Raw genomic sequence first — 26,563 nt, 5'->3', positions numbered from 1 at the left:
ATGCCCGGCGTCGTGGCGCGCCACCGGCCGGGCCGTCAGGCAGCCTACCCGCAGCCGTACCCGCGACCGCCGCCTCAGTCACCCACGGCCTTGAACAGAGCGGCGACCTCCGCGTTGGTCAGCCTCCGCGTCCGCCCGGCACGCAGGTCGCCGAGCCGGATCGGCCCGATGGAGGTACGCACCAGCCGGCTCACCGGGTGGCCGACCTCCGCGAGCAGCCGCCGTACGATGTGTTTGCGGCCTTCGTGCAGGGTCAGCTCGACCTGGGCGGTCCGCCCCAGACTGTCCACCACCCGGAAGGCGTCGACGGTCACCGGGCCGTCCTCCAGCTCGATCCCGGCCGCCAGCCGCTTACCCAGGTTGCGCGGGATCGGGCCGGAGACCTCACACAGGTAGGTTTTCGGCACCCCGTAGGAGGGGTGCGTCAGCCGGTGCGCCAGGTTGCCGTCGTTGGTGAGCAGCAGCAGGCCCTCGCTGTCGGCGTCGAGCCGCCCGACGTGGTAGACGCGCTGCTCGACCCGGTTGCCGAGAAAGTCGGCGAGCGCGGTACGCCCCTTCTCGTCGGCCATGGTGGAGACCACCCCGCGCGGCTTGTTCATCGCCAGGTACACCAGCCGGGTGTCGGCCGCCAGCCGCTCCCCGTCGACGTGGATGACCGCCGTGGTCGGGTCGACCTTGTCGCCGAGCTGCGCCACCCGCCCGTCGACCGTCACCCGCCGCCGGAAGATCAGGTCCTCGCAGGCCCGCCGGGAGCCGACACCGGCGGCGGCGAGCACCTTCTGCAGGCGCTCGGGGCCGGTGTAGACCGGGGCGTCGGGGCGGGGGGTGCGGTCATCGCGCGGCATCGGCAAGCTCTTCCACGTCGTCGGGCAGGAACGGGGCCAGGGGCGGCAGGTCGTCGAGGCTGTTCAGGCCGAGCTTCTCCAGGAACAGGGTGCTCGTCCGGTACAGGTGGGCGCCGCTGTCGGACTCGATGCCGCACTCCTCGACCAGGCCGCGAGTGACCAGGGTACGGATCACCCCGTCGCAGTTGACACCGCGGATGGCGGAGATGCGCGACCGGGTCACCGGCTGCTTGTACGCCACCACCGCCAGGGTCTCCAACGCGGCCTGGGTCAGTCGCACCGACTGCCCGTCGAGCACGAACCGCTCGACGTAGGTGGCGTATTCCGGCCGGGTGTACAGTCGCCACCCGCCCGCCGCCCGCCGCAGCTCGAACCCGTGCCCGGCGGCGGTGAAGCCGGCGGCGATCTCGTCCAGCATCGGGCCGATCCGCTCGGCCGGCTGCTCCAGCACCTGGGCGAGGACCAGCTCGCTCACCGGTTCGTCGACAACCAGCAGGATCGCCTCCAGCGCGCCGCGCAGCTCCGCGTCGTCCAGCTCCGGCGGCGGCTCTGCTACCGGCCGGACCCTTGCTGCTGACCGCTTACGCCCCGGACCCGAGGCCCCCTCCCCCGAAACGGTTCCTCCCAGCTCACGCCCCGACACCTCCTCCCCCGCGACGCCCTCCCCCGTGACGCCCTTTGCCGCGACGTCCTCCCCCACCTCTCCACCATCGCCGACCCGCCCCCCAGCGCACTCCTCGACCACTTCGATCTTGGACGAAAACCGCCCCTGGAGGGGCACCTGCGGACCAAGATCTGCGGCATCCACTTCCTCAACTGCGGCGGCGGTGGGCGGGGTGGCGGCGGGAGCTGGGGCGGGATCGGTGGGTGGGGCGGAATCCTCTGGTGGGGCGGGAGCCGGGCGCTGCCATGGTGGGACCCAGGCGGCGGCCTGGTCCGCAAGGGTGTCCGACCGCTTTTCGTCGCTCATCCAGCTCGCTCCTCGGTCATTCCCGTGGCCTGCACCTCGCCGGCCCCAGCACCCTGAACGTCGGCACCGTCGGCCACCACCGCTTCACCCTCCGGCGACGGCCCGGAAGGTGGCTCCGGGGCCAGCGCGACGGACGGCTCCGGCGACAGCCCGGCGGGAGGCTCGGTGGAAGGCTCGGGTGGGGTGCCCGCGTACTCGTCGATGGTCAGGGCCGGGCCGCCGTCGGCCGGACCCGTCCAGCGGACGGTCAACTCCTCGAGCGCCTGCTCCTGGACGAAGGCCACCACACCCTGCCGGTACAACTCCAGCAGGGCGAGGAATCTGGCCACCACCTCGAGGGTGGCCTCGCAGTCGGCACAGAGCAGCGAGAAGCTGGCGGTGCCGGCCCGGCGCAGCCGTTCGGCGATGATGTCGGCGTGCTCCCGGACACTGACCCGGACCATGTGCACGTGGGCGACGGAGACCTCGGGTACCGGTTTCGGGGTCATCGCCCGTACCGCCAGCTTGAGCAGCCGTTGCGGGCCGATCCCCAGCACCAGGTCGGGCAGGGCCTGCGCGTAGCGGGCTTCGAGGGTGACGGCCCGGGGGTAGCGGCGACCGCCGACCTCCTCCAGCGCGGCGATGTGCGCCGCCGCCTCCTTGTATGCCTTGTACTGCAACAGCCGGGCGAAGAGCAGGTCCCGCGCCTCCAGCAGGGCCAGGTCCTCCGGGTCCTCGACCTCGGCGGCGGGCAGCAGCCGCGCGGCCTTCAGGTCGAGCAGGGTCGCGGCGACCAGTAGGAACTCGCTCGCCTCGTCCAGGTCCCAGTCGTCGCCCATGGCCCGGATGTAGGCGATGAACTCGTCGGTCACCTGGTGCAGGGCGACCTCGGTGACATCGAGCTTGTGTTTGCCGATCAGTTGCAGCAGCAGGTCGAACGGGCCGGTGAAGTTGGCCAGCCGCACGGTGAACCCGGTCGCGTCCGTCGGCGCGGGTGGGTCGGCCACCACGGGCTGCGGTGCCGCCGGGGCGGTCGGGTCGAGGGGCGGGGCGCTCACGCCGACGACGGTAGTCCACGGTCGGGACACCTCGGTTCCGCGCCTCCTACCGCTCGGCCTGCGCGGCGATCACCTCGCGGGCCAGCTGACGGTAGTTGCGGGCCCCCGAGGAGGCCGGGTCGAGCGTGGTGATGGGTGAGCCGGCGACGGTGGACTCGGGAAACTTCACGGTCTTGGTGATCACGGTCTGGTAGACCTTGTCGCCGAACGCCTCCACCACCCGCTGGAGCACCTGACGGCAGTGGGTGGTGCGGCTGTCGTACATGGTGGCGAGGATGCCCTCGAGTTCCAGGTCGAAGTTGAGCCGCTCGCGGACCTTGTCGATGGTGTCCAGCAGCAGCGCCACCCCGCGCAGGCTGAAGAACTCACACTCCAGCGGGATGAGCACGCCGTGCGCGACGGTCAACGCGTTGATCGCCAGCAGGCCCAGTGACGGCTGGCAGTCGATCAGGATGTAGTCGTACTCCTTGCGGATGCTCTTGAGCACCCGGGCCAGGGCCATCTCGCGGGCGACCTCGTTGACCAGCTGGATCTCGGCGGCGGAGAGGTCGATGTTGGCCGGCAGCAGGTGCAGCCCGGCCACGTCGGTCTTGATGAGCACGTCGTCGGCGGTGACGTCGTCCTGCATGAGCAGGTTGTAGACCGACAGGTCCAGGTTGTGCGGGTTGACACCCAGCCCGACCGAGAGGGCGCCCTGCGGGTCGAAGTCGACGAGCAGCACCTTGCGGCCGTACTCGGCCAGCGCGGCACCGAGGTTGATCGTCGTGGTGGTCTTGCCGACCCCGCCCTTCTGGTTGGCCATCGCGATGATGCGGGCCGGCCCGTGCCGGTCGGTGGGCATCGGCTCCGGGATCGGCTTACGCATGGTGTAGGCGGCCGGGTCCGCCGGGCCCAGATCCGAGCCGAGGGCGTTCTGCTGCTCGCGGAGCTCCGACGTCCAGGTCTCGGCACGGTCACCGTTGCCAGCCATGTCCTCGTTGCCCCCTCCCGGCGACCGTGCGGCATCGGAGCCGCCCGACGTCCTTCGCGGCGCCGCTGCGCACCCCGGTCCACTCGCCGCGAGGGCCGCGCCATGCCGACTGTACGCCACCGGCCAGCAGGGCGTTCGGCACCCGCTCGGCGTGTCGGACGGCGGCACCGGCCACCGGCAGGTCAGGCCACCGACGCGCGGTGCGCGGCGGCATCGCATCGGCGGCCACCGCACGGTCGATCACGGGCCGGACGGCGGTCGGTGCAACGCGCGGGGATGGGCGGTGGCGTAGACCTCGCGCAGCCGTTCGACGGTCACCAGGGTGTAGACCTGGGTGGTGGTGACCGAGGCGTGCCCGAGCAGTTCCTGCACCACCCGCACGTCGGCCCCGCCGTCGAGCAGGTGGGTGGCGTACGAGTGGCGTAACGTGTGCGGCGACACGGCCCGGGGGCCGTCGACGGTCAGCCCCGCCCGCTGCGCGGCGCGGCGCAGGATGCCCCAGGCACCCTGCCGGGTCAGCGGCCCACCCCGGGCGTTGAGGAAGATCGCCGGGGTGCCCCGGCCGGCGGCGGCCAACCCCGGCCGGGCACGCACCAGGTACGCACCGAGGGCCCGCAGCGCGTATCCGCCGATCGGCACCAGACGGGTCCGGCCGCCCTTGCCGCGCAGCACGGTCACCCCGTCGTCGAGGTCCACATCGTCCACCGCGGCGCCCACGGCCTCGGAGATCCGCGCCCCCGTGCCGTACAGGAACTCCAGCAGGGCCCGGTCCCGCAGCGCCAGCGGCGCGGTGTCGCCGGCCGCGTCGACCGGTCCGGCGGTCTCCAGCAGCGCGACCACGTCATCGAGCGGCAGCGCCCGGGGCAGCCGTCGGGACGCGGCGGGGGGCCGCACGTCGCGGCTCGGGTCGGCGCCGGTGAGGCCCTCGCGCAGCGCGAACCGGTGCAGTCCGCGTACCGCGCTGGCGGCTCGGGCCGCCGAGGAGACCGCGAGGGGCGGGTGCCCGTCGGCACCGGCACGCAGCCGGGCCAGGTGACGTTCGATCTCCCCGGCGGAGACGGCCGACAGGTCGGTCACCCCGGCGGTGGTCAGCGAGCCGAGGTAGCGATCCAGATCCCGGCGGTACGAGGCGAGGGTGTTCGCGGCAAGTCCACGTTCGACGGTGAGGTGGTCCAGGTAGCCGCGGACGGCACGGCGCAGGGCCGGCGCGGGCTGATCGCCCCCACCGGCCCCGTCCGGGGTCGGTCGCTCGCCGGTCAGGCCAGCACCTCGGTCAACGGCAGGGTGGGCAGGCCGTGCGCCTCGGCGACCGGACCGTAGACCACCTGTCCGTCGTGGGTGTTCAGGCCCAGCGCCAGCGCCGGGTCGCGGCGGGCGGCCTCGCGCCAGCCGTGGTTGGCCAGTTCGAGGGCGTACGGGAGGGTGACGTTCGTCAGCGCGTAGGTGCTGGTGTTCGGCACCGCACCGGGCATGTTCGCCACGCAGTAGAAGATCGACTCGTGCACCCGGTAGACCGGGTCGGCGTGGGTGGTGGGTCGCGAGTCCTCGAAGCAGCCACCCTGGTCGATGGCGATGTCGACGAGCACGCTGCCCGGCTTCATCCGGGAGACCAGCTCGTTGGAGATCAGTTTCGGCGCCTTCGCGCCGGGCACCAGCACCGCGCCGATCACCAGGTCCGCGTCCAGCACCGCCCGCTCGATCTCGTACGCGTTGGAGGCGACGGTCTGCAGGTGGCCCCGGTATATGGCGTCGGCCTGGCGCAGCCGGCCGACGTTCTTGTCCAGCAGCAGCACCTCCGACTGCAGGCCCAGGGCGATCGCGGCGGCGTTCATGCCGGACACGCCGGCGCCGATGACCACGGTCTTGGCCGCGTACACGCCGGAGACGCCGCCGGGCAGCACCCCCCGGCCACCGCCGGTACGCATCAGGTGGAACGCGCCGACCTGCGGGGCGAGCCGTCCGGCCACCTCGGACATCGGGGCGAGCAGCGGCAGCGACCGGTCCGGCAGTTCCACGGTCTCGTAGGCGATGCCGGTGATCCTGCGGTCGAGCAGCGCCTCGGTGCAGTCCCGGGAGGCGGCCAGGTGCAGGTAGGTGAAGAGCACCTGTCCCGCGCGCATCCGGTGGTACTCCTCGGCGACCGGCTCCTTGACCTTCAGCACCAGCTCGGCGGCCGCCCAGACCTCGTCGGCGCTCTCCAGGATCTTGGCACCGGCGGCGGCGAACTCCTCGTCGGTGATGCTCGACCCGAGCCCGGCGCCGGCCTCGACGAAGACCTGGTGACCGCCGCGGGTGAACTCGTTGACGCCGGCCGGCGTGATCGCCACCCGGTACTCGTGGTTCTTGACCTCGCGTGGGATGCCGACCTTCACGATGCTGACACCTCTCTTCGGGGCACGTTCACCCCGACTGCGCGGCGCCGTGGCGGCCCCATTGCCGCCCCGGTCGACCGGTCCCGCCGGCGGCAGTCTAGGCGTGACCGCAGGTCGGCGGAGCCTGCACTGTGACACCTGCTCGCCGTGGCCGTTGACGATGTGTCAGGTGTGAGTACCCGGGCCGGCGGTGGATGTCACATCAGCCGTGCGGACGGTGTTCGGCACCATCGTCCCATCTGGTGCGCACCGGTGCGGACAGCGCGTTAGTGGATCACTATTGTGTCGCTCCATGACTACTCCTCCCATTCCGCCCGGGTACCCCCAGGGTGTTTCCGACAAGAGCAAGGTCGTCGCGGGTGTCCTCGGCATCGTGCTCGGTTTCTTCGGCGCCGGCCGGTTCTACATCGGTGACGTCAAGACCGGTGTCCTGCAGCTCGTCGTGAGTGTCTGCACGTTCGGCATCGGCAGCATCTGGGGCTTCGTCGACGGCATTCTGATCCTGGTGAACGGCGGCGTCGACGCCCAGGGCCGGCCGCTACGCGACTGACCAGTGACACCACGTGAGGGGCCGGGCGGTGCACCGCCCGGCCCCCATGCCGTTCCCACCAGCCTGACGAGATCCGGCCCACCTCGGGCACCGCGCCGGGTCAGCGGGGCAGCGGCGCGTCCGCCCGGCGCAACCCCGACCAGCCGGCGTCGCGGGCGCGGGCGGCGGCCAGCAGTCCCGCCACGCACGGTCCGTTGCTGATCTCACCGGCCAGCACCATGCCGACCGCCTCGTCCAGGTCGATCCGGACGATCTGCAGGTCGGCCTCCTCGTCGTGCCGGTCGTGTCGCTGCTCGGCCGGCACCTCGCCGAGATCCCGGGCCAGGAAGACCCGGACCAGCTCGTCGGTGAACCCGGGCGAGCTGTGCACGTCGACGAGCACGTCGAGTCGGCCGGCGGTGAGGTCGACCTCCTCGGCCAGCTCCCGCGTCGCCGTCACGGCCGGATCCTCCCCGGAGACGTCGGTCAGCCCGGCCGGCAACTCCCACAACCGCCGGCCGACCGGCTGGCGGTACTGCCGGATCAGCACCACCTGACCGGCGTCGTCCAGCGCCACCACCGCCACCGCGCCGACGTGGCGCACCAGGTCACGCGCCGCGGTGCCACCGCCGGGCATGGTGATCTCCTCGGTGACCACCTCGAAGATCCGGCCGCGGTAGCGCAGCTCCCGCGAGCGCACCTCGTAGCGGTGCTCCACGGCGCTCACCGGCCCACCACCGGGTCACCCGCTCCGGCTTCGGCCCGGATCGCCCCGTCGATTCGTGCGGACCGCCCGTTCACGAGGCCGAGGCCGCCTTCGTGGCGGCGCCGTTGCGGGTGGCCCGCTCGGCGGTGGCCCCGTCCAGATCGACCGGGAGCTGGTCGGCGTGCGAGTACGTCACCGCGGCGTGGACGAACGCGGCGAACAGCGGGTGCGGCCGGGTGGGGCGGCTCTTGAGTTCCGGATGCGCCTGGGTGGCCACGAAGAACGGGTGCAGGTCGCGGTCCAGCTCGACGAACTCGACCAACCGACCGTCCGGCGAGGTGCCCGAGATGTGCAGCCCGGCCTTGGCGAGCTGGTCGCGGTAGGCGTTGTTCACCTCGTACCGGTGCCGGTGCCGCTCGCTGACCTGGGTGCTGCCGTACGCCTCGGCGACGATCGACCCCTCGGTGAGGGTCGCCGGGTACGCGCCCAGCCGCATCGTGCCGCCCAGGTCGCCCTTGCCGGCGACGATGTCCTGCTGATCGGCCATGGTGGCGATGACCGGGTGCACCGCCTCGGCGTCGAACTCCACAGAGTTGGCGCCGTCCAGGCCGGCCAGGTGCCGGGCCACCTCGATGGTCATGCACTGCAGGCCCAGGCAGAGCCCGAGCAGCGGAATGCCGTTCTCCCGGGCGTACCGGGCGGTGCCGATCTTGCCTTCGATGCCCCGGACGCCGAACCCGCCGGGGATGACGATGCCGTCCACCCCGGCCAGGGCCGCCGCCGCACCGGTCGGGGTGACGCAGTCGTCGCTGGGCACCCAGCGCAGCTGCACCCGGGCCCGGTGGCCGAAGCCGGCCGCCCGGATCGCCTCGCTGACCGACAGGTACGCGTCGGGCAGGTCCACGTACTTGCCGACCAGCGCGACGGTGATGGTGTGCCGGGGCTGGTGCACCCGCTCCAGCAGGTCGTCCCAGCCTTCCCAGTCCACGTCCCGGAAGGAGAGGTTCAGCCGGCGCACCACGTACGCGTCGAGCCCCTCCCGGTGCAGCACCTTCGGGATGTCGTAGATGCTCGGCGCGTCCGGCGCGGCGATCACCGCCTCGGCGTCGACGTCGCAGTAGAGGGAGAGCTTGTGCTGGAGCTTCTCCGGGATGTCCCGGTCGGAACGGCACACGATGGCGTCGGGCTGGATACCGATGCTGCGCAGCTGGGCCACCGAGTGCTGGGTGGGCTTCGTCTTCAGCTCACCGGAGGGGGCGAGGTAGGGCACCAGCGAGACGTGCAGGTAGAAGCAGTTGTCCCGGCCCAGGTCGTGGCGGACCTGGCGGATCGCCTCCAGGAACGGCAGCGACTCGATGTCACCGACCGTGCCGCCGACCTCGGTGATCACCACGTCCGGGGTGCGGCCGTCGTCGTCCGGGTCGGCCATCGCCAGGATCCGGGACTTGATCTCGTTGGTGATGTGCGGGATCACCTGGACCGTGTCGCCCAGGTACTCACCGCGCCGCTCCTTGGCGATCACCTCGGAGTAGATCTGGCCGGTGGTGACGTTGGCCTTGCCGGACAGCGCCCGGTCCAGGAAACGCTCGTAGTGGCCGACGTCGAGATCCGTCTCGGCACCGTCCTCGGTCACGAAGACCTCACCGTGCTGGAACGGGTTCATCGTGCCCGGGTCGACGTTGAGGTACGGGTCGAGCTTCTGCATCACCACACGCAGGCCGCGCGCGGTCAGCAGGTTGCCGAGGCTGGAGGCGGTGAGCCCCTTACCCAGCGAGGAGGCGACTCCTCCGGTGACGAATATGTGCCTGGTCGTCCGTGCTGAAGGGGCCAAGGCCTGCTCCCGTGTCGTCCGTCGCGGTCGTGCAGACCGCCGAGCCGATCAGCGAAGTGATCACGCGATCCACGGGATTCCACGGTAACACCTCCCCGACGGCCCTCCGGTGGCGCACCCGGGTACCGCCGCCGAGTCACCCGGTCGCGACCTCGGCCGACGACCGCCCGCCCGAACCGCCACCATCCGGGACGCCACCGTCCGGACCGGCATCGCCCGGACCGGCATCGCCCGGACCGGCATCGCCCGGACCGCCACCACTCGGGCCCGGCGCGCCCGGACCGCCACCGGACGGCCCGCCGTCAGCCGGGCGGTCCATCCCCGGCCTGGTCCGGTCCGCCGAGTGGTCGAGCACCCGCAGCGCCGACAGCGCCGCCATCGGCACCACCACGGCCGCCGCGGCCCCCGCCACGTCCAGCGCCGCGGCACCCAGCAGACCGCCGATCACCGCCGCCACCGCGGTGCCCGCCATCGCCGCCCGCATCGCCGGGTAGATGCCGAACAGCCGCATGAGCCCGCCCCAGGGCTGCAACAGCGCGAACCAGACCAGCAGCGCCCCCGCCAGCGCCAGCACCGTCAGCGGGCTGTCGACGAGCGTCTCGAAACTGGCGGCGCTGGACCGCTGCACGGTCAACCCGCCGGTGCCGTCGCCGAGCGCGGCCAGGAACCGGCCGAGGCTGCCCCGCTCCGCCGGGTCCCGACCCAGATCCACCACCGCGAACCCGACCGTCAGGGCCAGCCCGGCCATGGTCGCCCAGGCCAGCCGGGTAAGCGTCAGCCAGCCACCCGCGCTGATCGCCGCCGCCACGCTCACTCCGGCGGTCAGCGCGATCGCGCCGATCGAGTCGGCGCCCAGGTACGGGCTGCCGACGACCACCACGGCGGCGCCGCCCACGATCACCATGACGGTCGGCCGCCAGCCACGACGTACCCGCTGGGCGAGCCAGCCGGCGCTGAGCAGGGCAGCGGCGACGAACACGCCGAGTCCGACGGTGCCCAGACCCGCGTAGCGGCCGCCCTCCAACGCGGAGTAGCCCACCACGCCGTTGAGCTGCAACCGGGCACCGGTGACGACGTCCAGACCGACGGCCAACGTGGTCAACCCGGCCACCGCGCCGAGCGGGCCCAGGGTGGCGCGGTACCCGGGGGCGAGCCGTACCAGCAGCGTCGTGGCCGCCAGCAGCACGGCGGTCAGCCCGGCGAACGAGGCCGCCGGATGGGCGAAACGCCACCACGGAGCGGCCTCGGCGACCAGCGCCGCCGGTATCGCGAGCGCGGCGGCGACCAGCAGCACCTCCACCGTCGCCACCACCGCACGCGGCACCGGTTTCGGTCCGTACGGTCCGGCGTGCCGGCGGGCCCGGCGCAGCAGCGGCAGCACCGCCACCGCGAGCGCCACCTGAACGACGGCCAGCACGACGAAGAACCCGCCGGCCACCTCCCGCTGGGCGGCGGCCTCCCGGTCCGCGTCCGCCGGCTCGGCGATCGCCGCGGACAGGTCGGCGGGCCGGTCACCGACCGACTCGGCGGGCCGGCCGAGGAAGGGCCGGTCCGGCATCGGGCGGCCCAGGGCGGCCAGCGCGGTCGGGGCCAGGTCGATCAGTTGCAGATAGCCCCGACGGTCCGTGCTGGGCGAGGTAAGCCAGCCCTCCTCCCAGCCGGGACCGTGCGCGACCGCCACGTGCAGCCGGGACGGCCGCTCGGTGTCGGAGACCCCGGCGACGATCACCAGTGAACGTGGCGGTCGACCGGCCAGCACCCGGGCCAGTTCGGCGTCGGCGGATTGCGCCGCCGCCGCCCGCACCGCCGGATCGTCGCCCGCCACCGTGCCGAGGTCGACGATGCTGAGCACACACGAACCAAGCAGTCCGGCCGGTTCCTCGGGCAGCGTCGGCGCGTACCGGTCGACCCGGCCGAACGGTCTGGCGGCGGCCACCGCCGCGCCCGGACCGACCGCCACCGAGCACCGCACCGACTCCGACAGCGCACCGGGCACCGCACCCCACGGCAGCCGCTCCTGGTTGTGCAGGACCACGCTCTCCTGGTCCGGCAGGTTCGCACCGATGCCGTCCGGCTGGTCCACCGTCACGTCGACGGGCGCACACTGCCCGTCCCCACCCCGGTTGCCGGGCCAGGCGGCGAAGCTGCCCGCGCCGAGGGTCAGCCAGCCGTCCACGGGACAGGTGGGCCGGTGCGCCGAACGCACCGACAGTGACCCGATCGAGCCTTCCCGGGCCAGCCGCCACAGCGTCGGCGTACGCTCCGCGTCCACGTCGTCCCAGCGCAGCCCGGCCACCCCGACGAGGACCACGTAGTCGGCGCTCGGTCGAGCCGGTGGACTCTGCGGGCGGGCCGCCAGCGCGGTGACCCCGAGCGCCACCACCAGCACGGTGAGCAGGATCGGCGCGATGCGACGCAGCATCACCGGCGTCCCGTCGACGGGGTGTCGGCGCCCGGCGTCGCCGGCCCGGCCGGGCCCGGCACCAGCTCGGCGTAGAGCGCCAGCAGTTGGGCGAGAGTCTGCGTCTCGGTCGGCCAGGTCGACGCCCGCGCCGCGCCGCGCCGCGCCAGCTCGGCGCGGCCGGCCTCGTCGTCGAGCAGGCCCCGCACCGCCGCGTCGACCGCGTCCACATCGCCCGGGGACACCAGCACCGCCGCGTCGCCGACCAGTTCCGGCAGCCCACCCACCGCGGTCGCCACCAGCGGTACGCCGGCCCGCAACGCCTCCTGCGCGAACAGTTGACGGGCCTCCCAGTCGCTGGTGACCACCGCGAGGTCGGCACCGGTGAGCAGATCAGCCACGTCGGTGCGGTGCCCCAGCAGGGTGACCGGCGCCCGCACGGCGCTGATCCGCGCGGCCAGCGGCAGGTAGGCCGGTCCGCTGCCGGCGATCACGACCACCGGCGGCGGGGTGCGCTCGCGCCAGCGGGCGGCGGCGTCCACCAGCACGTCGTACCGCTTCTGCGGATGCAGCCGGCCGACCGACAGGATCAACGGCTGGTCGGCGGCGACGGCGAACTCGGCCCGCACGGCGGCCCGGCGACGACGCGGCGCGGGCAGTTCCGGAGCGGCGACCGGGGCGAGCCGGGCATCCTGGGCGCCCAACGCGACGGCCCGCGCCACCAGGTCGGCGGAGGCGCCGAGGGTCACCCGGGCACCCCGCGCCACGATCCGCTCCACCAGCCGGGACACGGCACCGCGTACCCCGCCGGCCAGCACGGCGTTGTGCCAGGTGACCACGAGTGGAGCCACCGGCCGGGCCAGCACCGCCACCAGCCCGGCGCGCAGCCCGTGCGCGTGCACCACGTCGGTCTGCTCGGCGGCGAGCAGCCGGCGCAGCGTACCCACCGCCCGGGCGTCAGCCGGCGTGGGACTCGCCGGGATCTCCACCGGCCGGAACCGGGCACCGGCAGCCACGAAGTCGAACTGCTCCTGGGTCGCCGCCGGCCCGCAGACCAGCACCGGCCGCCCGGCCGCGACCAGCCCTCGCGCCACCGATCGGACATGCTGGCCGACCCCGCCGGTGCTGGACGCCAGCAGCAGCACCACCGTCCCCGGCCGACCCGCGACGGCCGCCGACCCGTTCGACGCACTCACCGGACCGACCCTCCGTTCGCGACTGCGGGGCTCGCAAGCTCACTCCTCGCGCTCACCGGGACGCCTCCTCCTCACGGTCGGCTGGCCGGGCCCGGCGCAGGCGTCGACCCAGGCCGGTCAGCAGTGGCCGCAGGTCCTGCCGGTCGACCAGCCACACCACGGCGAGGAACACGACAGCGACCAGGACTCCGGACAGCATGCCCTGCATCAGTGCCGTCCACCGCGCCGGGGGGTCGCCCTCGGCGTCCAGCAGCCGCAGCGTCGCCACCGCCACGACGGCGGCCGTACCGCCGGCCAGCAGACCGGCACCGGCGGCCCGTCCGGCACCGGCGAGCGCCTCCCGTCCGGCCGACCGGGCGACCGCGACCAGCAGCAGCGCGCCGAGCAGCAGCATTCCCGCCGAGTTGGCCAACGCCACCGCCAACACCCGATCGGCCACCGGGAGCAGCGCCGACAGGGGAAGCAACACCAGCGGGACCGCCAGCCAGCCGGCGGTGATGGTGACGGTCGCCGCCCGCGTCGCACCTCGGGCGTACAACGCGCGTGACAACACCGCGAACAGCCCGTACCCGAGCAACCCCGGCGCATAGCCGGCGATCGCGGCGGCGGTCGCGTCGCTGTCGAGCGGGAAGAACCGGCCGATCGGACCGGCCGCACCGACCAGCGCCGCAGCACCGAGGAAGCTGCACAGCAGCACCCCGCGCAGCGTCGCCGACAGCACCTTCCGGTAGGTCGGCTCGTCGGCGCCCGCCGCCGTGGCCAGGGTCGGGTACGCGGCGGTGGCCAGCGGCACCGCCAGCACCGCCCAGGGCAGCAGGTAGAACGTCTGCGCCAGGTTGAACACCTGGAACGCCTCGGTCCGACCGCTGGAGAGCCGATAGAGGATCACCGCCAGCGCGACCTGCTGGGCGGTGACCGTCACCACGCCGGCCACCGCCAGCCCGCGTACCCGGACCCGGGCGTCGGCCGGCAACGCGTACCCGGGGCGCAGCGGCAGCCGCAGCCGACGCAGCGGGATCAGCAGCGACAGCGACAGCACCACCACGCCGAGGGTGGTGCCCACCGACAGGACCAGCTCACCGCCACGGCCCGCCTGCGCCACGCTGGCTCCGGTACCGGCGACCCCGGCGAAGACCAGGTAGACCACGACCACCGTGAGGCTGGACAGCAGCGGGGCGATCACCGGCCAGGCGAACCGGCGGTGCGCCTGGAGCACCCCGGTGAGCACGATGCCGACGCCGTACAGCGGCAGTTGCGGCGCGAACACCCGCAGCATCCGGGCGGCGGCCGCCAACTCCTGCGGTGACCGGCCGTCGCCGAGCGCGTCGATGATCGGCCCGGCGCCCAGCGCCACCAGCGCCGCGAGCGGCACGAGCAGCGTCACCGTCCAGGTGAGCAGCGCGCCGGTGGTGGCGGCGACCGTCCGCCGGTCCCCCGCCGCGACCGCTCCGGCGAGCAGCGGTACGACCAGGCTGGCCAGCGCCCCACCCGCGACGATCTCGAAGATGATGTTCGGAATGGTGTTCGCGAGCAGGTACATCGCGCCCAGGTCGCTGTCCTGCAACACCCAGGTGAACACGGCGGTACGCCCGAACCCGGCCAGCCTGCTGAGCACGGTGAGTGCGGCGATGAGGGCGGCCGCTCCGGCCACCCGGCCGGCGCCGACGAGGGGGGCCGGTCTGGTCACGTCAGTCGGCGCGTCGGCCCAGCGCGTCGAGTTCACGCAGCCCCGGCGTGCTCGCGATGACCCTCGTGAAGCTCACCTTCTCGCTGGCGGCGGTGAGCCCGGCGAGGACGGCCAGCAGCCCGGCCCGGCCGGCCGGGCCGGTACGGGCGGCCAGCGCCACCCCGAGCACCGCGCCGAGGGCGTTCGCGCCGCTGTCGCCGAGCATCACGTCCTCGGCGAGGTCGGCGGGGAGCAGCCCGGCGGCGGCACCGGCCGCGCCCGAGGCGATCCCGCCGTGCCGTCCGCCGCTCAGCGGGGCACCGAGCAGCAGACCCGACTTCAGCGCCCGTCCCGGGCGCAGGTCGAGCAGGTTGACCAGGTTCGCCGTGCCGGCCACCACCCCGGCACCGAGCAGCACGTCGACGCCCCGCCCCACCGCGCCCGGTCGGCGCCGACGGGGATGCCCCGCCACGTCGCGATCGGCGGCGAGCAGGACCGCCGCCCCCAGACCGGCCGCACCCACTCCGACGATCTTGACGAGGCCGGCGGTGACCCGGCCCTGCCGCAACGCGGCCAGGTGCCCGGCGAACCCCTTGGCCGCCTTCTGCTCCGGGCGGGCACCGACGATGTCGTCGTAGAGGCCCACGGCGCCGGCGCCGAGCCCGGCGACCAGGGTGGCCGCCCCAGCCGGCACACTCGCCGCCCCGCAGGCCGCGGCGCCCGAGGCCCCCAACGCGAGGGCCGGTCCGCCGGCCAGGGTCACGGTGCGTCCCCGGAAGTTGGTCCGTTCCAGGGCCGGCGCGGGCGGTGCGGTGCGGATCACGCGGAGCGCGTACCGGGCGGCGACCGCCCCGGCCCCGGCCACCAGGAGTCGACCGAAGACCGTCACGTCACCGTCCCGCTCACTCACGCCATCCCCTCCCGCCGGCCGGCGGAGATCGTCGGATCGGGCACCTGGTGCCCCGTCACGCCACTGGACCCCTCGTCAACCCGCCCCGCTGGGCGCGGGCGCACCTCCGGCGACCCGCCGACAGGTCGGGCCGTGCGGAGGGCGAGAAGGGTTCACTGGGGCAGTCTAGGCACCAGCGAGGCAGCGCTGTCACCGACGCCGAAGTGACCGGCCTTACGGTCGGCGAGCTGCTGCACCAGCGCCAGGGTGGTGACCAGCTGCCCCTGGACGGTGTTGGCGTTGTCGATCGTCGAGATGGTCTGGGCGAGCACCGCGTCACCCCGGACGAAGGCCACCAGGTTCCCGCCGGCCGAGCCGTTGCCGGCCACCACGATCGCCCCGGTCCGGTCGAACTGCTCGGCGATCTTGACCACGGACTCGTCCTTCTTGGCGGAGTCCTTGTCCACGTACGGCTGCCCGCTGACCACCACGACGGCCTCCGCCGGTGCGGTGATCCGGTCGCCGGTGGTCAGGTAGTTGGCGTTGCCGTACGCGGCCAGCACCGCCCGCCGGTCGGCCTCGGTGACCGGCTCGGCGCCGGCGGGCTGGTCCAGCAGCACGGTGGCCAGCAGGGCGCTGGACGTCTCGACGCCGTGGCCGTTGCCGGGTAGTCCCGCGGTCGGCGCGTCGGTCGGCCGGGCCGCGGTGACCGCCAGTTCGAGCAGGTCGTTGTTGTTCTCCGGGTTGATGAACTTGTCCTGCAGGTCGACCCGCCCGGTGACGTCGGCACCGGCCAGCTGGAGCATGTTGAGCACCCCGTCGGTGTGCTCGCGACCGGTGGGCAGGCTGAGCACCAGCACCCGCTTGCCGCTGAGCGTGCCCGGCAGCATCACCTGGGCCATTTCGGCGGCGAACTCCTCCTCCAGCTCGAGTTCCCGTTGCATGTTCTGGACCGCCTGGCGCATCTGCTGGTTGTCCTTGCGCAGTTCGTTGACGGTCTCCCGGAGCGAGTCCGCGACCGGACCGTTGAGCGCGGCGGTACCCACCACCAGGCCGATCGCCAGGGCGAGGAAGACCGCGGTCAGGGACACCACGTGGTACCGGAAGTTGATCACGCTTGAAGCCTCTTGATCGGTCGGGAGCTAGAAGAGCTGGCCGAGCTGGAACACGAAATTGTCCCACCACTCGGAGACCACGCCCAGGTACGCCTTGCCGACGGTGGAGACGGCCACCGCCGACGCCATGGCGGCCAGCGCCGACAGGACCAGCAGCAGCAGGGACGACCCCGAGATGCTCTGCCGGTACAGCCGGCTGACGCCCTTGGCGTCGACCAGCTTGCCACCGACCTTGAGGCGGGTGAGGAACGTCGACGCCATGCCGCCGCGCCCCTTGTCGAGGAACTCGACGAGCGTGGCGTGGGTACCCACCGCGACGATCAGCGAGGCGCCCTTCTCGTCGGCCAGCAGCATGGCGAGATCCTCGCTGGTGGCGGCGGCGGGGAAGGTCACCGCCGGCACGCCGAGGCCGTTGACGCGGGGCAGTCCCGGCGCCCGCCCGTCCGGGTACGCGTGCACGATGACCTCGGCGCCGCAGCGCAGCACGTCATCGGTGACCGAATCCATGTCGCCGATGATCATATCGGGGGTGTAGCCCGCCTCGACCAGGGCGTCGGCGCCCCCGTCGACGCCGATCAGCACCGGCTTGAACTCCCGGATGTACGGGCGCAGCACGTCCAGGTCGGCCTTGTAGTCGTAGCCCCGGACCACGATCAGACAGTGCCGGCCCTGCACCTCGGTGGCGATCTCGGGCACTCCGACACCGTCGAGCAGCAGGTCGCGCTCCTGCTTGAGGTAGTCCATCGTGTTGGCGGCGAACGCCTCCAACTGCACCGACAGGCCCTCCCGGGCGTCGGTCATCGCCTTGGCCACGCTCTCGGCGTCCTGGAGGCTGCCGTGTGCCACCGGATCGTCGTCCAGGTAGACGGTGTTGCCCTCGATGCGCACCGTGTCGCCCTCACGGATCCGCTCGAAGACGCCCTCGCCGAGGTCGTCGAGCAGCGGGATGCCCGCCGAGATCAGCACCTCCGGCCCGAGGTTGGGGTAACGGCCGGAGACCGACGGCTTGGCGTTGAGCACCGCACCGACACCGACCGCGACGAGCGAGTCGGCGGCGACCCGGTCCAGGTCGACGTGGTCGATGACCGCGATGTCGCCGGGGCGGAGCCGGCCGACCAGCCGTTTCGTACGGCGGTCCAGGCGCGCGGTGCCGAGGATCTGTCCCGGTTCCGCGTTCCGGGCCCGGCGCAACGTGGGTAGACGCATCGTGACCATCCTGGCATGTGAGGCAGGGGAATCTGTCGCGACATGCCTGAGCAGGGCCGCCTACCCAGGGAAGCACACATGGGCGAAGGCCGGTGTGCCTCCGCTCACAATCGCGGTCTCAGGACCGCCGTTCCCTGGCCGCCACGGCCAGGAGTTCCTCGGCGTGGGCGATACCCAGATCCGAGTCCGGCAAACCCGCGAGCATCCGGGCGAGTTCCCGGGCCCGCTCGGTGTCCTCCACCACCCGGACCCCGCTGGTGGTGACCGCGCCGCCGGTGTCCTTGGCCACCACCAAGTGCCGGTCGGCGAAGGCGGCGACCTGCGGCAGGTGGGTCACCACCAGGACCTGGTGGCTGCGGGCCAGCCGGGCGAGCCGGCGGCCGATCTCCACCGCCGCCTGGCCACCCACGCCCGCGTCGACCTCGTCGAAGACCAGCGTCGGTGGGCCGCCGGAACCGGCGAAGACCACCTCGATGGCGAGCATCACCCGGGACAGCTCGCCGCCGGAGGCACCCCGTTGCAGGGGCAGGGACGGCGCGCCGGGGTGGGCCAGCAGCCGCAGCTCGACCTCGTCGCCGCCGTCGGGTCCGACGCCGACGTCGACCCCGTTGACCGGCAACGTCGGTTCGGCCCGACCGGCGGGTCGGGGCAGCACCGCCACCTCGATCCGGGCGTGCGGCATCGCCAACCCGGCCAGCTCGACGGTGACCTGCTCGGCGAACCGCGCCGCCGCCTCCTGCCGGGACACCGACAGCCGGCCGGCCAGCTCGGCCACCTCACCGGCCAACCGGGACGCCTCCCGATCCAGCTCATCGAGCAGCTCGTCGGAGTTGTCCAGCTCGGACAGTCGGGTCCGGGCCCGCTCCGCCCAGGCGATCACACCGTCGACGTCGTCGGCGTACTTGCGGGTCAACGCGCGCAACGCGGCCCGTCGCTCGTAGAGGGCCTGCAGCCGGGCCGGATCGGCGTCCAGGCCGGCGAGGTACGTGGACAGCTCCACCGACACGTCGGCGACAAGCGTGGCCGCCTCCTCCAGGCGCACGGCCAGTTCGCCGAGCGCCGGATCGGTGCCGGCCTGCGCCTCGAGCGTGCGCCGGGCGGTGCCGAGCAGCGTCGAGGCGTCGGGCGTGTCGTCGGTGGCCTCCAACCCGCCGGCCACGCACTGGTGGGCCAGCTGAGCCGCGGTACGCAGACCTTCGGCGTGCTCCAGTCGTTGCGCCTCCGCCTTCAGCTCGTCGTCCTCACCCGGCTGCGGATCGACCCGGGTGATCTCGTCGAGGCCCAGCCGCAGCAGGTCGGTCTCCTGGTGGCGCTCCCGCGCGTTGCGTCGCCGGTCGGCCAGGTCGTCGACCACCCGACGCCACCGGGTGAACGCGTCCCGCGTCGCGTCGAGCAGCTTCTCGTGCTCAGGTCCGGCGAACCGGTCCAACGCGGCCCGCTGCTCCGCCGGGCGCAGCAACCGCAGCTGGTCGGACTGGCCGTGGACCGCGACGGCCTGCTCACCGACCTCGCCGAGCATCGACACCGGCATCCCGCGACCACCCAGGTGGGCCCGGGACCGACCCTCCACCGTGACCGTCCGGCTCAGCAGCAGGCAGCCGTCCTCGTCGGGTTCACCTCCGGCGTCGGTGATCCGGGCGTGCACCGTCTCGGCCACCCGGCCACCCAGACGCAGCCGGCCCTCGACGACGGCGCGGCCGGGTTCGGCACGCACCCGGCCGGCGTCGGCCCGACCACCGAAGAGCAGGCCGAGCCCGGTCACCACCATCGTCTTGCCGGCACCGGTCTCGCCGGTGATGACGTTCATGCCGCCGGTCAGCGGCAACGTCGTGTCCTCGATGACACCCAGTCCGGTGATGCGTAGCTCCTCCAGCACAGCAACCGACAGTAGACGCGTGGCCCGACACTTGACCAGCCGGCGCGGCCGCCGACGTCAGCGACGGTTGCCCCGCCAGCCGTGCACCGGAAGATCGAACTTGGCCACCAGACGCGCGGTGAACGACCGGTCCCGCAGCCGGACGACGCGTACCGGCAGGGCGCCCCGCCGCACCGTGACCCGGGCGCCGGGCGGCAGGTCGTACACCCGCCGCCCGTCGCAGCAGAGCACAGCCAGCGTGGTGAACGGGTCGACGGTTATCGTCATGGTGGAGGTGGGGGCCGTCACCAGCGGCCGGCTGAACAACGCGTGCGCGCTGATCGGCACCAGCAGCAACGCCTCCACCTCGGGCCAGACCACCGGCCCCCCGCCCGAGAACGCGTACGCGGTGGAGCCGGTGGGCGTGGCGCAGACCACGCCGTCGCAGCCGTACCGGGACAGCGGCCGCCCGTCGACGTCCACCAGCAGTTCCAGCATCTGGGCCCGCTCGCCCTTCTCGACGCTTATCTCGTTGAGGGCCCACGACTCGATGGTCGGCCCGCCGTCGAATTCGGCCGTCACGTCGAGGGTGAGTCGTTCGTCGACGCTGTAGTTGCGGCTGACCACGTCCCGGACCGCCACGTCGAGATCGTCGATCTCCGCCTCGGCGAGAAACCCGACCTTGCCGAGGTTGATGCCGAGCAGCGGCACCTTCGCCGGCCGGGCCAGCTCCGCGGCGCGCAGGAACGTGCCGTCCCCGCCGAGCGCGAAGACGATCTCGGCTCCCTCGGCCGCCTCCGGCCCGGTCACCGGTACCGTGCCCGGCAGGTCGAGGTCCTCGGCCTCCTCGGCCACCACCCGCACCTCGAATCCGGCGGCGATCAGGTCCGCGGCGACCGTACGGGCATGCTCGGTGCTGCGCCGTCGACCGGTGTGCGTCACCAACAGGGCGGTGCGGGTCACCGTGGCTCCTGCCCGGGAACCCCGCGCCGATGCTCAACTCGCCCGGACCGGCTCACGCGGCCGCCCCGCTCCGCTCACCGGCGACGCGAGCCGCCACGCTGCCGCGCCAAACGGTTCGCCCGCTTCGCTCGCTCACGCCGCCGCCCCGCTCCGCGCGCCGACGACGCGAGCCGCCACGCTGCCGCGCCAAATGGTCCGCTTGCTTCGCTCGCTCACGTGGCCACCTCCTCCGTCGCCTCGTCCGGCCCGCCGCCGGACGGCACCGGGCCGCGTGGCCCGGCCGTCACCACGGTCCGTACCCGGTCCGGGTCGGCCGGTGGCGCATCCCGGCGTAACCATACGAAGAACTCGACGTTGCCGCTCGGCCCGGGCAGCGGGCTGGCCGCCAGGTCCGCCAGCCCCAACCGCAGCGTCGCGGCCGCCGCGGCGACGTCCAGCACCGCCTGCGCCCGAAGCTCCGGATCGCGCACCACCCCACCGGCACCGACCCGCTCGCGACCCACCTCGAACTGCGGTTTGACCATCAGGGCCAGGTCACCGTCGGCCCGGGTGCACGCCGCCAGGGCCGGCAGCACCAGCCGCAACGAGATGAACGACAGGTCGGCGACGGTCAGGTCGACCGGGCCACCGATCGACTCGGGAGTCAGCGTCCGCACGTTCGTGCGTTCGTGCACCCGCACCCGGGAGTCGTTCCGCAGCGACCAGGCCAGTTGGCCGTAACCGACATCCACCGCGACCACCTCGGCGGCGTCGGCGCGCAGCAGCACGTCGGTGAAACCGCCGGTGGACGCGCCGGCGTCGAGGCAGCGTCGACCGGCCACCACCAGCCCGGCGGGGGCGAAGGCGGCGAGCGCGCCGGCCAGCTTGTGCCCGCCCCGGGAGACGTACTCCGAGGTCGGGTCCGCGCCGCTGACCAACAGCGGGTCGGCGGGATCGACCATGGCGGCGGCCTTGCGGGCCGGCACCCCACGCAACTGCACGCGGCCGGCCTCCACCAGCGCGACCGCCTGCTCGCGGGAGCGGGCCAGACCGCGACGGACGAGTTCGGCGTCCAACCGGTTACGCCGTGCCATGGACGGACGCGCCTCCTCAGGCCTGGTCGATGGTGGCCAGCGTCTCCCGCAGCGTCTGGTACGCGGCCTCGTACTGGGCGATCTGGTCGGCGGGTCCAAGCGTCGCGGCGTTGGCGATCGCCTGCACGGCGGCGTCGACCGCCGGATGAGCGTCATCCTGCCCGTTCTCGCCGGTCCAGCGTTGCGGCGGTGGGCCGGGACGCGGACCGGTCGGACCGGGCCGCGGCGCGGTCATGCCGCCACCTCGCGCGGGGCCGGCCCGGCACGGTGGCCGGGCGCCGTGTCGCCGACGGGACGCCCGGTCACGCGCCACCGTCCGGGCGCTGCGGGCGCGGCGGTGCGGCCTTGGCCGGTCGCGGCGCCGGCTCGCCGTCAGCGGTACGCACGACCGTGCCGCCTCCCTTCGTGCCCACGGTCTTCTTGGCCACCGCTTTCTTGGCCACCGCCTTCTTCGCGACCGCCTTCTTGGCCACCGCCTTCTTGGCGACCGTCTTCGCCGGTGGGGCTGCGGCCGCGGTCGGCGGGGTGCCCACGGAGATGCTGTCGGCGGGGCCGGCGGTTGTCGCGGGGCCGGGCGCGGTGCCGCCGGTGGGTGCCCCGCCGGTAGCCCGGAGTTGGCGTTCCAACTCGCGCACCCGGCGGTCCAGTTCGGCGACCTCCTCAGCGGTGGCCAGGCCCACCACACCGAGCGCCCGCTCGACCTCGAACCGCACCAGCTTGGTCAGGGCCTCGCGGTTGGCCGCGCCGGTCGACCGTAACTCCTCGGCCAGGGTCTGCAGCTGAGCGGCCGTGGCGCCGGTTGACCCCATCGCTCGGCGTACCGCGTCCTGTGCCTTCTTCCGGGGCGCCTCCGTCAGGCCCATGGCCAGTTCGAGGTAGGCGCGCCACGCGTCCTGCATGCCTGAGTCCTTTCGCCCGGCGGCTGTGCAGGTGTCACGCTACCGGGCCGTCGGAACCGTCCCGTGCGGTACGGTGCCGGGAGACGACGTGGTGTGGCGAGGAGGCGATCGGTGGCCACGGTGGACGAGTGTCGGCAGGCGTTGCAGGATCTGGCCGCCCGGCTCGAACGCAACGCGGAGACCGTCCGTGATCGCGTGGACCTGGATCGCACCCTGGCCTGCCGGATCACCGACCTGGAGACCGCCTTCCACGGTCGGATCACCGGCGGTCGGCTGGTGGAGCTCGCCGACGGCGACGATCCGAAGGCGAAGATCGCCATGAGCACCACCAGTGACGATCTGGTGGCCCTGGTGCGCGGTGACCTCGACGTCACCCGCGCGGTCGCCAACCGCCGCGTGTCGATCAAGGCCAACCCGTTCGACCTGATGAAGCTGCGCAAGCTGCTCTGAGCCGGTCAGGAGACCAGGCCGAGCCGCGCCAACGCCTGGCCCGCGGCCGGCGACGCCGGCCGGACCGGGCCGGCCCGGTGGCCGCGCCAGGCAGCCGCACAGAGCGCGGCGAGCGCGTCCAGCTCACGTCCCGCCCCGGACAGCCGCCACTCGTCGGTTCCGGTGCTGACCTGCCAGCCGCCGTGGTCGGCGTCCGGTGCCGGCACCCGCACTACACCACCGACGTCGAAGAGCCCGGTCAGGTCCCACGAGACGTACGTCGGCCGTCGCTCGGCGGGCGCGGCGAGCAGCTCGGCGGCGTCGCTGACCCCGGTCAGAACCAGCAGGCTGTCCAGGCCGGCCCGGTTCGCACCCTCGATGTCGGTGTCCAGCCGGTCGCCCACGACCACCGCCGCACCGCCGTCCGCCCGTCGGGCGGCGGTGGCGAACAGCTCCGGTGCGGGCTTGCCGACGATCTCGTCCGGATCCCGGCCGAGCGCGGTGGCCAGCGCGGCCACCAGAGCGCCGTTGCCCGGCAACGGGCCACGGCCGCTGGGCAGGGTGCGGTCGGTGTTCGTGGCCACCCAGGTCGCGCCGGCCCGTACCGCCACCGCCGCCTCGGCCAGGTCGGCCCAGCCCACCTGTGGGCCGTACCCCTGGATGACCGCGACCGGGCCCTCGTCGGCGGTGGCGACCGGCTTGAGGCCGGCCTCGCTGATTTCCGCTCGGAGCGCCTCGGCTCCCACCACCAGCACCGGCGCACCGGCCGGTAGGCGCTCACCCAGCAGCTGGGCGGCCGCGGCGGCGCTGGTGAGGACCTCCTCCGGTCGGGCCGGCACACCCATCCCGGTGAGCAGGTCGGCCACGTCGGCGGCGCGACGCGAGGCGTTGTTCGTCGCGTACGCGACCGCGCGGCCCTCACCGTGCAGCCGCCCGACCGTCTCGACCGCGCCGGGAATCGGCTGGTCGATCAGGTAGATCACCCCGTCCAGGTCGAAGACGACCAGGGCGTAACCGTCGACCAGCCGGCCCCCGCTCATCGCTGCCGTGCCTCCGGTTCCTCGGTCCCCTCCGCCTCGCGGGTGGTCCCGCTGGCCGGCTCCGCGTCCGCGTTCCGCTCATCGTCAGTGTCCGGCGGACCAACCGCCAAGCCCTGGGCCGTGGGGTCCGCGTCGACCGTCGCCTCGGCCGTCGGCTCGCCGGACCCGAGGTCGTCCCCGGTCGGGTCATCCTGGTCGCTGTCCCCGGTCTCGCTCGACGAACCGGCGTCGGGACGGGCCGGCACCGCACCAGGGGCACCCGGACCAGCAGCCAGTTCCTCGGCCACCTCGTCCTCGTCGTCGCCCTCGATGACCACACCGTCGAGTTCGAGCAGCCGCTCGGCGGCGTCGGTCTCCGCCTCGGCGTCCACCTCCGCCGCGCGGGAGAACCACTCCCGCGCCTCGGTCCGCCGTCCCACGGCCAGCAGAGCGTCGGCGTACGCGTACCGCAGTCGTGCCGTCCACGGCTGCACGGCATCGGTGGTCAGCTCGGGAACCTGGAGCATCGCCACGGCGGCGTCCCGCTGACCGAGATCGCCGCGAGCGCCGGCAGCGACGATCAGCAGTTCGATGGCCACGGCAGGATCGAGCTTCTCCTGGTCGGCGCCACGGAACAGGTCGATGGCACGCTCGGGCCGGCCCAGTGCCCGCTCGCTGTCCGCGATCACCGCAAGGTGGCTCTGCGCACCGCTCATCCGGTGGTACGTCCGCAGCTCGGCGATTGCCGACTGCCACTCCCCCGCGTGGTAGGCGGCCAAGCCGACAGCTTCCCGTACCGCGGCGATCCGTGACGCCAGCCGTCGAGCGGCAAGTGCGTGGGCGAGCGCCTCAGCCGGATCCTCGTCGATCAGCTGCCCAGTTGCCACGAGGTGCCGGGCAACGGTCTCCGCGACCGGCTTCGCCAGCGACAGCAGCTCGGCGCGGACGTCCTTGTCCAGGTCGGTCGCGACGATCTCGTCAGGCAGCGCCGGCGCCTCCGTTCGGCCGTCCTCGGCCGAGCCGGGTCCGTCCGCACGCCGTCCAAAGCGACGCTCACCATCCCGGTCGTCCCGGAATCCGCCGCCACGGCGGTCGCCGCCACGCTCATCCGCGCCACGACGGAAACCACCGTCGCGGCGATCGGCGAAGCCGCCCGCTCCGCGAGCGCCGTCCCGGTCCCGGAAGCCACCCTCGCGGCGGTCACCCCGGAACCCGCCGTCCCGACGCTCACCGTCCCGGAAACCGCCCTCACGACGGTCGCCCCCACGGAAGCCGCCCTCACGGCGATCACCGCCACGGAAGCCGCCCTCACGACGGTCACCGCCACGGAAGCCGCCCTCACGACGGTCGCCCCCACGGAAGCCGCCCTCACGGCGATCACCGCCACGGAACCCGCCCTCACGACGCTCGCCCCCACGGAAGCCGCCCTCACGACGGTCACCGTCGCGGAAACCACCCTCACGACGGTCACCCCCACGGAAGCCGCCCTCACGACGCTCACCGTCGCGGAAACCACCCTCACGACGGTCACCGCCACGGAAGCCACCTTCGCGGCGCTCGCTGCCCGCACCGCGGTCGTTGCCCCGGAAGCCACCCTCACGACGGTCACCGCCACGGAACCCGCCCTCACGGCGCTCGCCGTCGCGGAAACCACCCTCACGACGGTCGCCCCCACGGAAGCCGCCCTCACGACGGTCACCGTCCCGGAAACCACCCTCACGACGGTCACCCCCACGGAAGCCGCCCTCACGACGCTCACCGTCCCGGAAACCACCCTCACGGCGATCACCGCCACGGAAGCCACCTTCGCGGCGCTCGCTGCCCGCACCGCGGTCGTTGCCCCGGAAGCCACCCTCACGACGGTCACCGCCACGGAAGCCGCCGCCGTCACGGCGCTCGCTACGGAATCCGCCGGTTGCCCGGTCGCCGCCACGGAAGCCGCCGGAGCGCTCGCCATCGTCGCGGCGGAACCCAGCCTCACGGCGGTCGGAGTCGCGGCGTTCGCCGCCGCGGAAGCCGCCAGTTCCACGGTCCCGGTCGCCGCCACGGAAGCCGCCGGAGCGCTCGCCATCGTCGCGGCGGAACCCACCCTCACGGCGGTCGGAGTCGCGGCGTTCGCCGCCGCGGAAGCCGCCAGTTCCACGGTCCCGGTCGCCGGAGCCGTCGCGCCCACCGAAGCTACGGTCGCTGCGCTCGCCCCGGTACCCACCGCCCGAGCGGCCACTGTCCCGGAAGCCGCCCTCACGGCGGTCACCGTCTCGGCGGAAGCCGCCGGACCGGGATCGGTCGCTGCCGTACCCGCGGTCGTCGCGAGAACCTCGTTCCTCTCCCCGGTCCTGGCGCGACGGGCGGTCGTCGCGGCGAGGTCCGCCGTCCCGATCCGCCGGTCGACCCTGGTAACCCCGGGGGCGGTCCCCGCCCTGAGGTGCTGAACTCACAGGTACATCCTTCCTGAGTACGCCGTATCAACGACGCAACGCAGTCGAGGGGCGCCCCGCTTGCCGGGGGCCCCCCTCGGTGTCGTGTGTGCCGGGGGGTCGGACCTACCCACCCCCCCCCCGGGGGCGGGCCCACGGCGCGTGGGGGGGTTTG

The 26,563-nt window shown here is 73.6% G+C and carries 24 protein-coding genes; 3 read left to right on the top strand and 21 right to left on the bottom strand.

Going from position 1 to position 26,563, the window contains the following annotated elements; all coding sequences use genetic code 11:
* Window positions 1-74: 74 nt before the first annotated feature.
* From V5O40_RS01220 to ald, 6 genes are all read right to left on the bottom strand, one after another.
* Window positions 75-845, bottom strand: coding sequence for a pseudouridine synthase (locus V5O40_RS01220; RefSeq protein WP_332903677.1), 771 nt, complete (start codon window positions 843-845; stop codon window positions 75-77).
* Window positions 832-1,815 (bottom strand): SMC-Scp complex subunit ScpB, encoded by a 984-nt coding sequence (scpB, locus tag V5O40_RS01215; RefSeq protein WP_332903676.1) that lies wholly within the window; start codon window positions 1,813-1,815, stop codon window positions 832-834. Before scpB ends, V5O40_RS01220 begins: the two co-directional genes overlap by 14 nt.
* Complete coding sequence (locus tag V5O40_RS01210) at window positions 1,812-2,852, bottom strand: segregation and condensation protein A (protein ID WP_408631813.1); 1,041 nt, start codon at window positions 2,850-2,852, stop codon at window positions 1,812-1,814. The genes scpB and V5O40_RS01210 overlap by 4 nt, the downstream gene beginning before the upstream one ends.
* 46 nt (window positions 2,853-2,898) lie before the next feature.
* The gene (locus V5O40_RS01205) at window positions 2,899-3,822 is read right to left on the bottom strand and encodes a ParA family protein (protein ID WP_164450082.1); all 924 of its coding nucleotides are present in this window, start codon (window positions 3,820-3,822) and stop codon (window positions 2,899-2,901) included.
* Between the two features lie 240 nt (window positions 3,823-4,062).
* Window positions 4,063-5,082 (bottom strand): site-specific tyrosine recombinase XerD, encoded by a 1,020-nt coding sequence (locus V5O40_RS01200; RefSeq protein WP_332903812.1) that lies wholly within the window; start codon window positions 5,080-5,082, stop codon window positions 4,063-4,065.
* Complete coding sequence (gene ald, locus V5O40_RS01195) at window positions 5,079-6,194, bottom strand: alanine dehydrogenase (protein WP_332903675.1); 1,116 nt, start codon at window positions 6,192-6,194, stop codon at window positions 5,079-5,081. Before ald ends, V5O40_RS01200 begins: the two co-directional genes overlap by 4 nt.
* 217 nt (window positions 6,195-6,411) lie before the next feature.
* Here ald and V5O40_RS01190 point away from each other — a divergent pair, with 217 nt between their 5' ends.
* Window positions 6,412-6,744 carry a TM2 domain-containing protein gene (locus V5O40_RS01190; RefSeq protein WP_332903674.1) on the top strand — a complete coding sequence of 111 codons (333 nt, stop codon included), beginning with the start codon at window positions 6,412-6,414 and terminating at the stop codon, window positions 6,742-6,744.
* 100 nt (window positions 6,745-6,844) lie between these two features.
* On the opposite strand, the gene V5O40_RS01185 is transcribed toward V5O40_RS01190, so the two are convergent.
* From V5O40_RS01185 to V5O40_RS01125, 13 genes are all read right to left on the bottom strand, one after another.
* Window positions 6,845-7,450: an NUDIX hydrolase gene (locus V5O40_RS01185; protein WP_332903673.1), complete on the bottom strand. Its 606-nt coding sequence runs from the start codon at window positions 7,448-7,450 to the stop codon at window positions 6,845-6,847.
* A 70-nt stretch (window positions 7,451-7,520) separates the two neighbouring features.
* Complete coding sequence (locus tag V5O40_RS01180) at window positions 7,521-9,260, bottom strand: CTP synthase (protein ID WP_332903672.1); 1,740 nt, start codon at window positions 9,258-9,260, stop codon at window positions 7,521-7,523.
* A 136-nt stretch (window positions 9,261-9,396) separates the two neighbouring features.
* A complete protein-coding gene (locus tag V5O40_RS01175; protein ID WP_332903671.1) occupies window positions 9,397-11,682 on the bottom strand; it encodes a hypothetical protein in 2,286 nt (761 codons plus the stop codon).
* Window positions 11,682-12,857 carry a glycosyltransferase family 4 protein gene (locus V5O40_RS01170; RefSeq protein WP_332903670.1) on the bottom strand — a complete coding sequence of 392 codons (1,176 nt, stop codon included), beginning with the start codon at window positions 12,855-12,857 and terminating at the stop codon, window positions 11,682-11,684. The genes V5O40_RS01175 and V5O40_RS01170 overlap by 1 nt, the downstream gene beginning before the upstream one ends.
* A 52-nt stretch (window positions 12,858-12,909) precedes the next feature.
* Window positions 12,910-14,544 (bottom strand): murein biosynthesis integral membrane protein MurJ, encoded by a 1,635-nt coding sequence (murJ, locus tag V5O40_RS01165; protein WP_332903669.1) that lies wholly within the window; start codon window positions 14,542-14,544, stop codon window positions 12,910-12,912.
* Window position 14,545: 1 nt separating this feature from the next.
* A complete protein-coding gene (locus V5O40_RS01160; RefSeq protein WP_332903811.1) occupies window positions 14,546-15,412 on the bottom strand; it encodes a hypothetical protein in 867 nt (288 codons plus the stop codon).
* A gap of 173 nt (window positions 15,413-15,585) precedes the next feature.
* Window positions 15,586-16,527 (bottom strand): copper transporter, encoded by a 942-nt coding sequence (locus V5O40_RS01155; protein WP_269737400.1) that lies wholly within the window; start codon window positions 16,525-16,527, stop codon window positions 15,586-15,588.
* Between the two features lie 27 nt (window positions 16,528-16,554).
* Window positions 16,555-17,733 (bottom strand): putative cytokinetic ring protein SteA, encoded by a 1,179-nt coding sequence (gene steA, locus V5O40_RS01150; protein ID WP_269737399.1) that lies wholly within the window; start codon window positions 17,731-17,733, stop codon window positions 16,555-16,557.
* Window positions 17,734-17,851: 118 nt separating this feature from the next.
* Window positions 17,852-19,609, bottom strand: a complete 1,758-nt coding sequence (recN, locus tag V5O40_RS01145) for a DNA repair protein RecN (protein WP_332903668.1) — start codon at window positions 19,607-19,609, stop codon at window positions 17,852-17,854.
* A gap of 57 nt (window positions 19,610-19,666) precedes the next feature.
* Window positions 19,667-20,551, bottom strand: a complete 885-nt coding sequence (locus V5O40_RS01140) for an NAD kinase (protein WP_164450072.1) — start codon at window positions 20,549-20,551, stop codon at window positions 19,667-19,669.
* A gap of 212 nt (window positions 20,552-20,763) precedes the next feature.
* Window positions 20,764-21,624: a TlyA family RNA methyltransferase gene (locus V5O40_RS01135; RefSeq protein ID WP_332903667.1), complete on the bottom strand. Its 861-nt coding sequence runs from the start codon at window positions 21,622-21,624 to the stop codon at window positions 20,764-20,766.
* Window positions 21,625-21,640: 16 nt separating this feature from the next.
* Entirely contained in the window at window positions 21,641-21,859 is a 219-nt protein-coding gene (locus V5O40_RS01130) for a hypothetical protein (protein ID WP_332903666.1), read from the bottom strand.
* A 67-nt stretch (window positions 21,860-21,926) separates the two neighbouring features.
* Window positions 21,927-22,523, bottom strand: coding sequence for a phasin family protein (locus V5O40_RS01125; RefSeq protein ID WP_332903665.1), 597 nt, complete (start codon window positions 22,521-22,523; stop codon window positions 21,927-21,929).
* A gap of 111 nt (window positions 22,524-22,634) precedes the next feature.
* Between V5O40_RS01125 and V5O40_RS01120 the strand changes: the two genes are divergently transcribed.
* Window positions 22,635-22,973: an SCP2 sterol-binding domain-containing protein gene (locus tag V5O40_RS01120; RefSeq protein ID WP_164450069.1), complete on the top strand. Its 339-nt coding sequence runs from the start codon at window positions 22,635-22,637 to the stop codon at window positions 22,971-22,973.
* Window positions 22,974-22,978: 5 nt separating this feature from the next.
* Here the strand turns inward: V5O40_RS01120 and V5O40_RS01115 are convergent, their stop codons facing one another.
* Window positions 22,979-23,992, bottom strand: coding sequence for an HAD-IIA family hydrolase (locus V5O40_RS01115; protein WP_332903664.1), 1,014 nt, complete (start codon window positions 23,990-23,992; stop codon window positions 22,979-22,981).
* Window positions 23,989-24,903, bottom strand: coding sequence for a Replicase polyprotein 1ab (locus V5O40_RS01110; protein ID WP_408631817.1), 915 nt, complete (start codon window positions 24,901-24,903; stop codon window positions 23,989-23,991). Before V5O40_RS01110 ends, V5O40_RS01115 begins: the two co-directional genes overlap by 4 nt.
* On the opposite strand from V5O40_RS01110, the gene V5O40_RS01105 reads away from it, so the two are divergent.
* Window positions 24,808-26,403 carry a hypothetical protein gene (locus V5O40_RS01105; protein ID WP_332903824.1) on the top strand — a complete coding sequence of 532 codons (1,596 nt, stop codon included), beginning with the start codon at window positions 24,808-24,810 and terminating at the stop codon, window positions 26,401-26,403. The two genes, V5O40_RS01110 and V5O40_RS01105, sit on opposite strands and share 96 nt — an antisense overlap.
* Window positions 26,404-26,563: the final 160 nt, after the last annotated feature.

It is taken from the genome of Micromonospora palythoicola, from assembly GCF_036689795.1.
Lineage (GTDB): Bacteria > Actinomycetota > Actinomycetes > Mycobacteriales > Micromonosporaceae > Micromonospora > Micromonospora palythoicola.
Note: the sequence above shows the minus strand (reverse complement) of the source record. Positions and strands in the feature narration are given on the sequence as shown.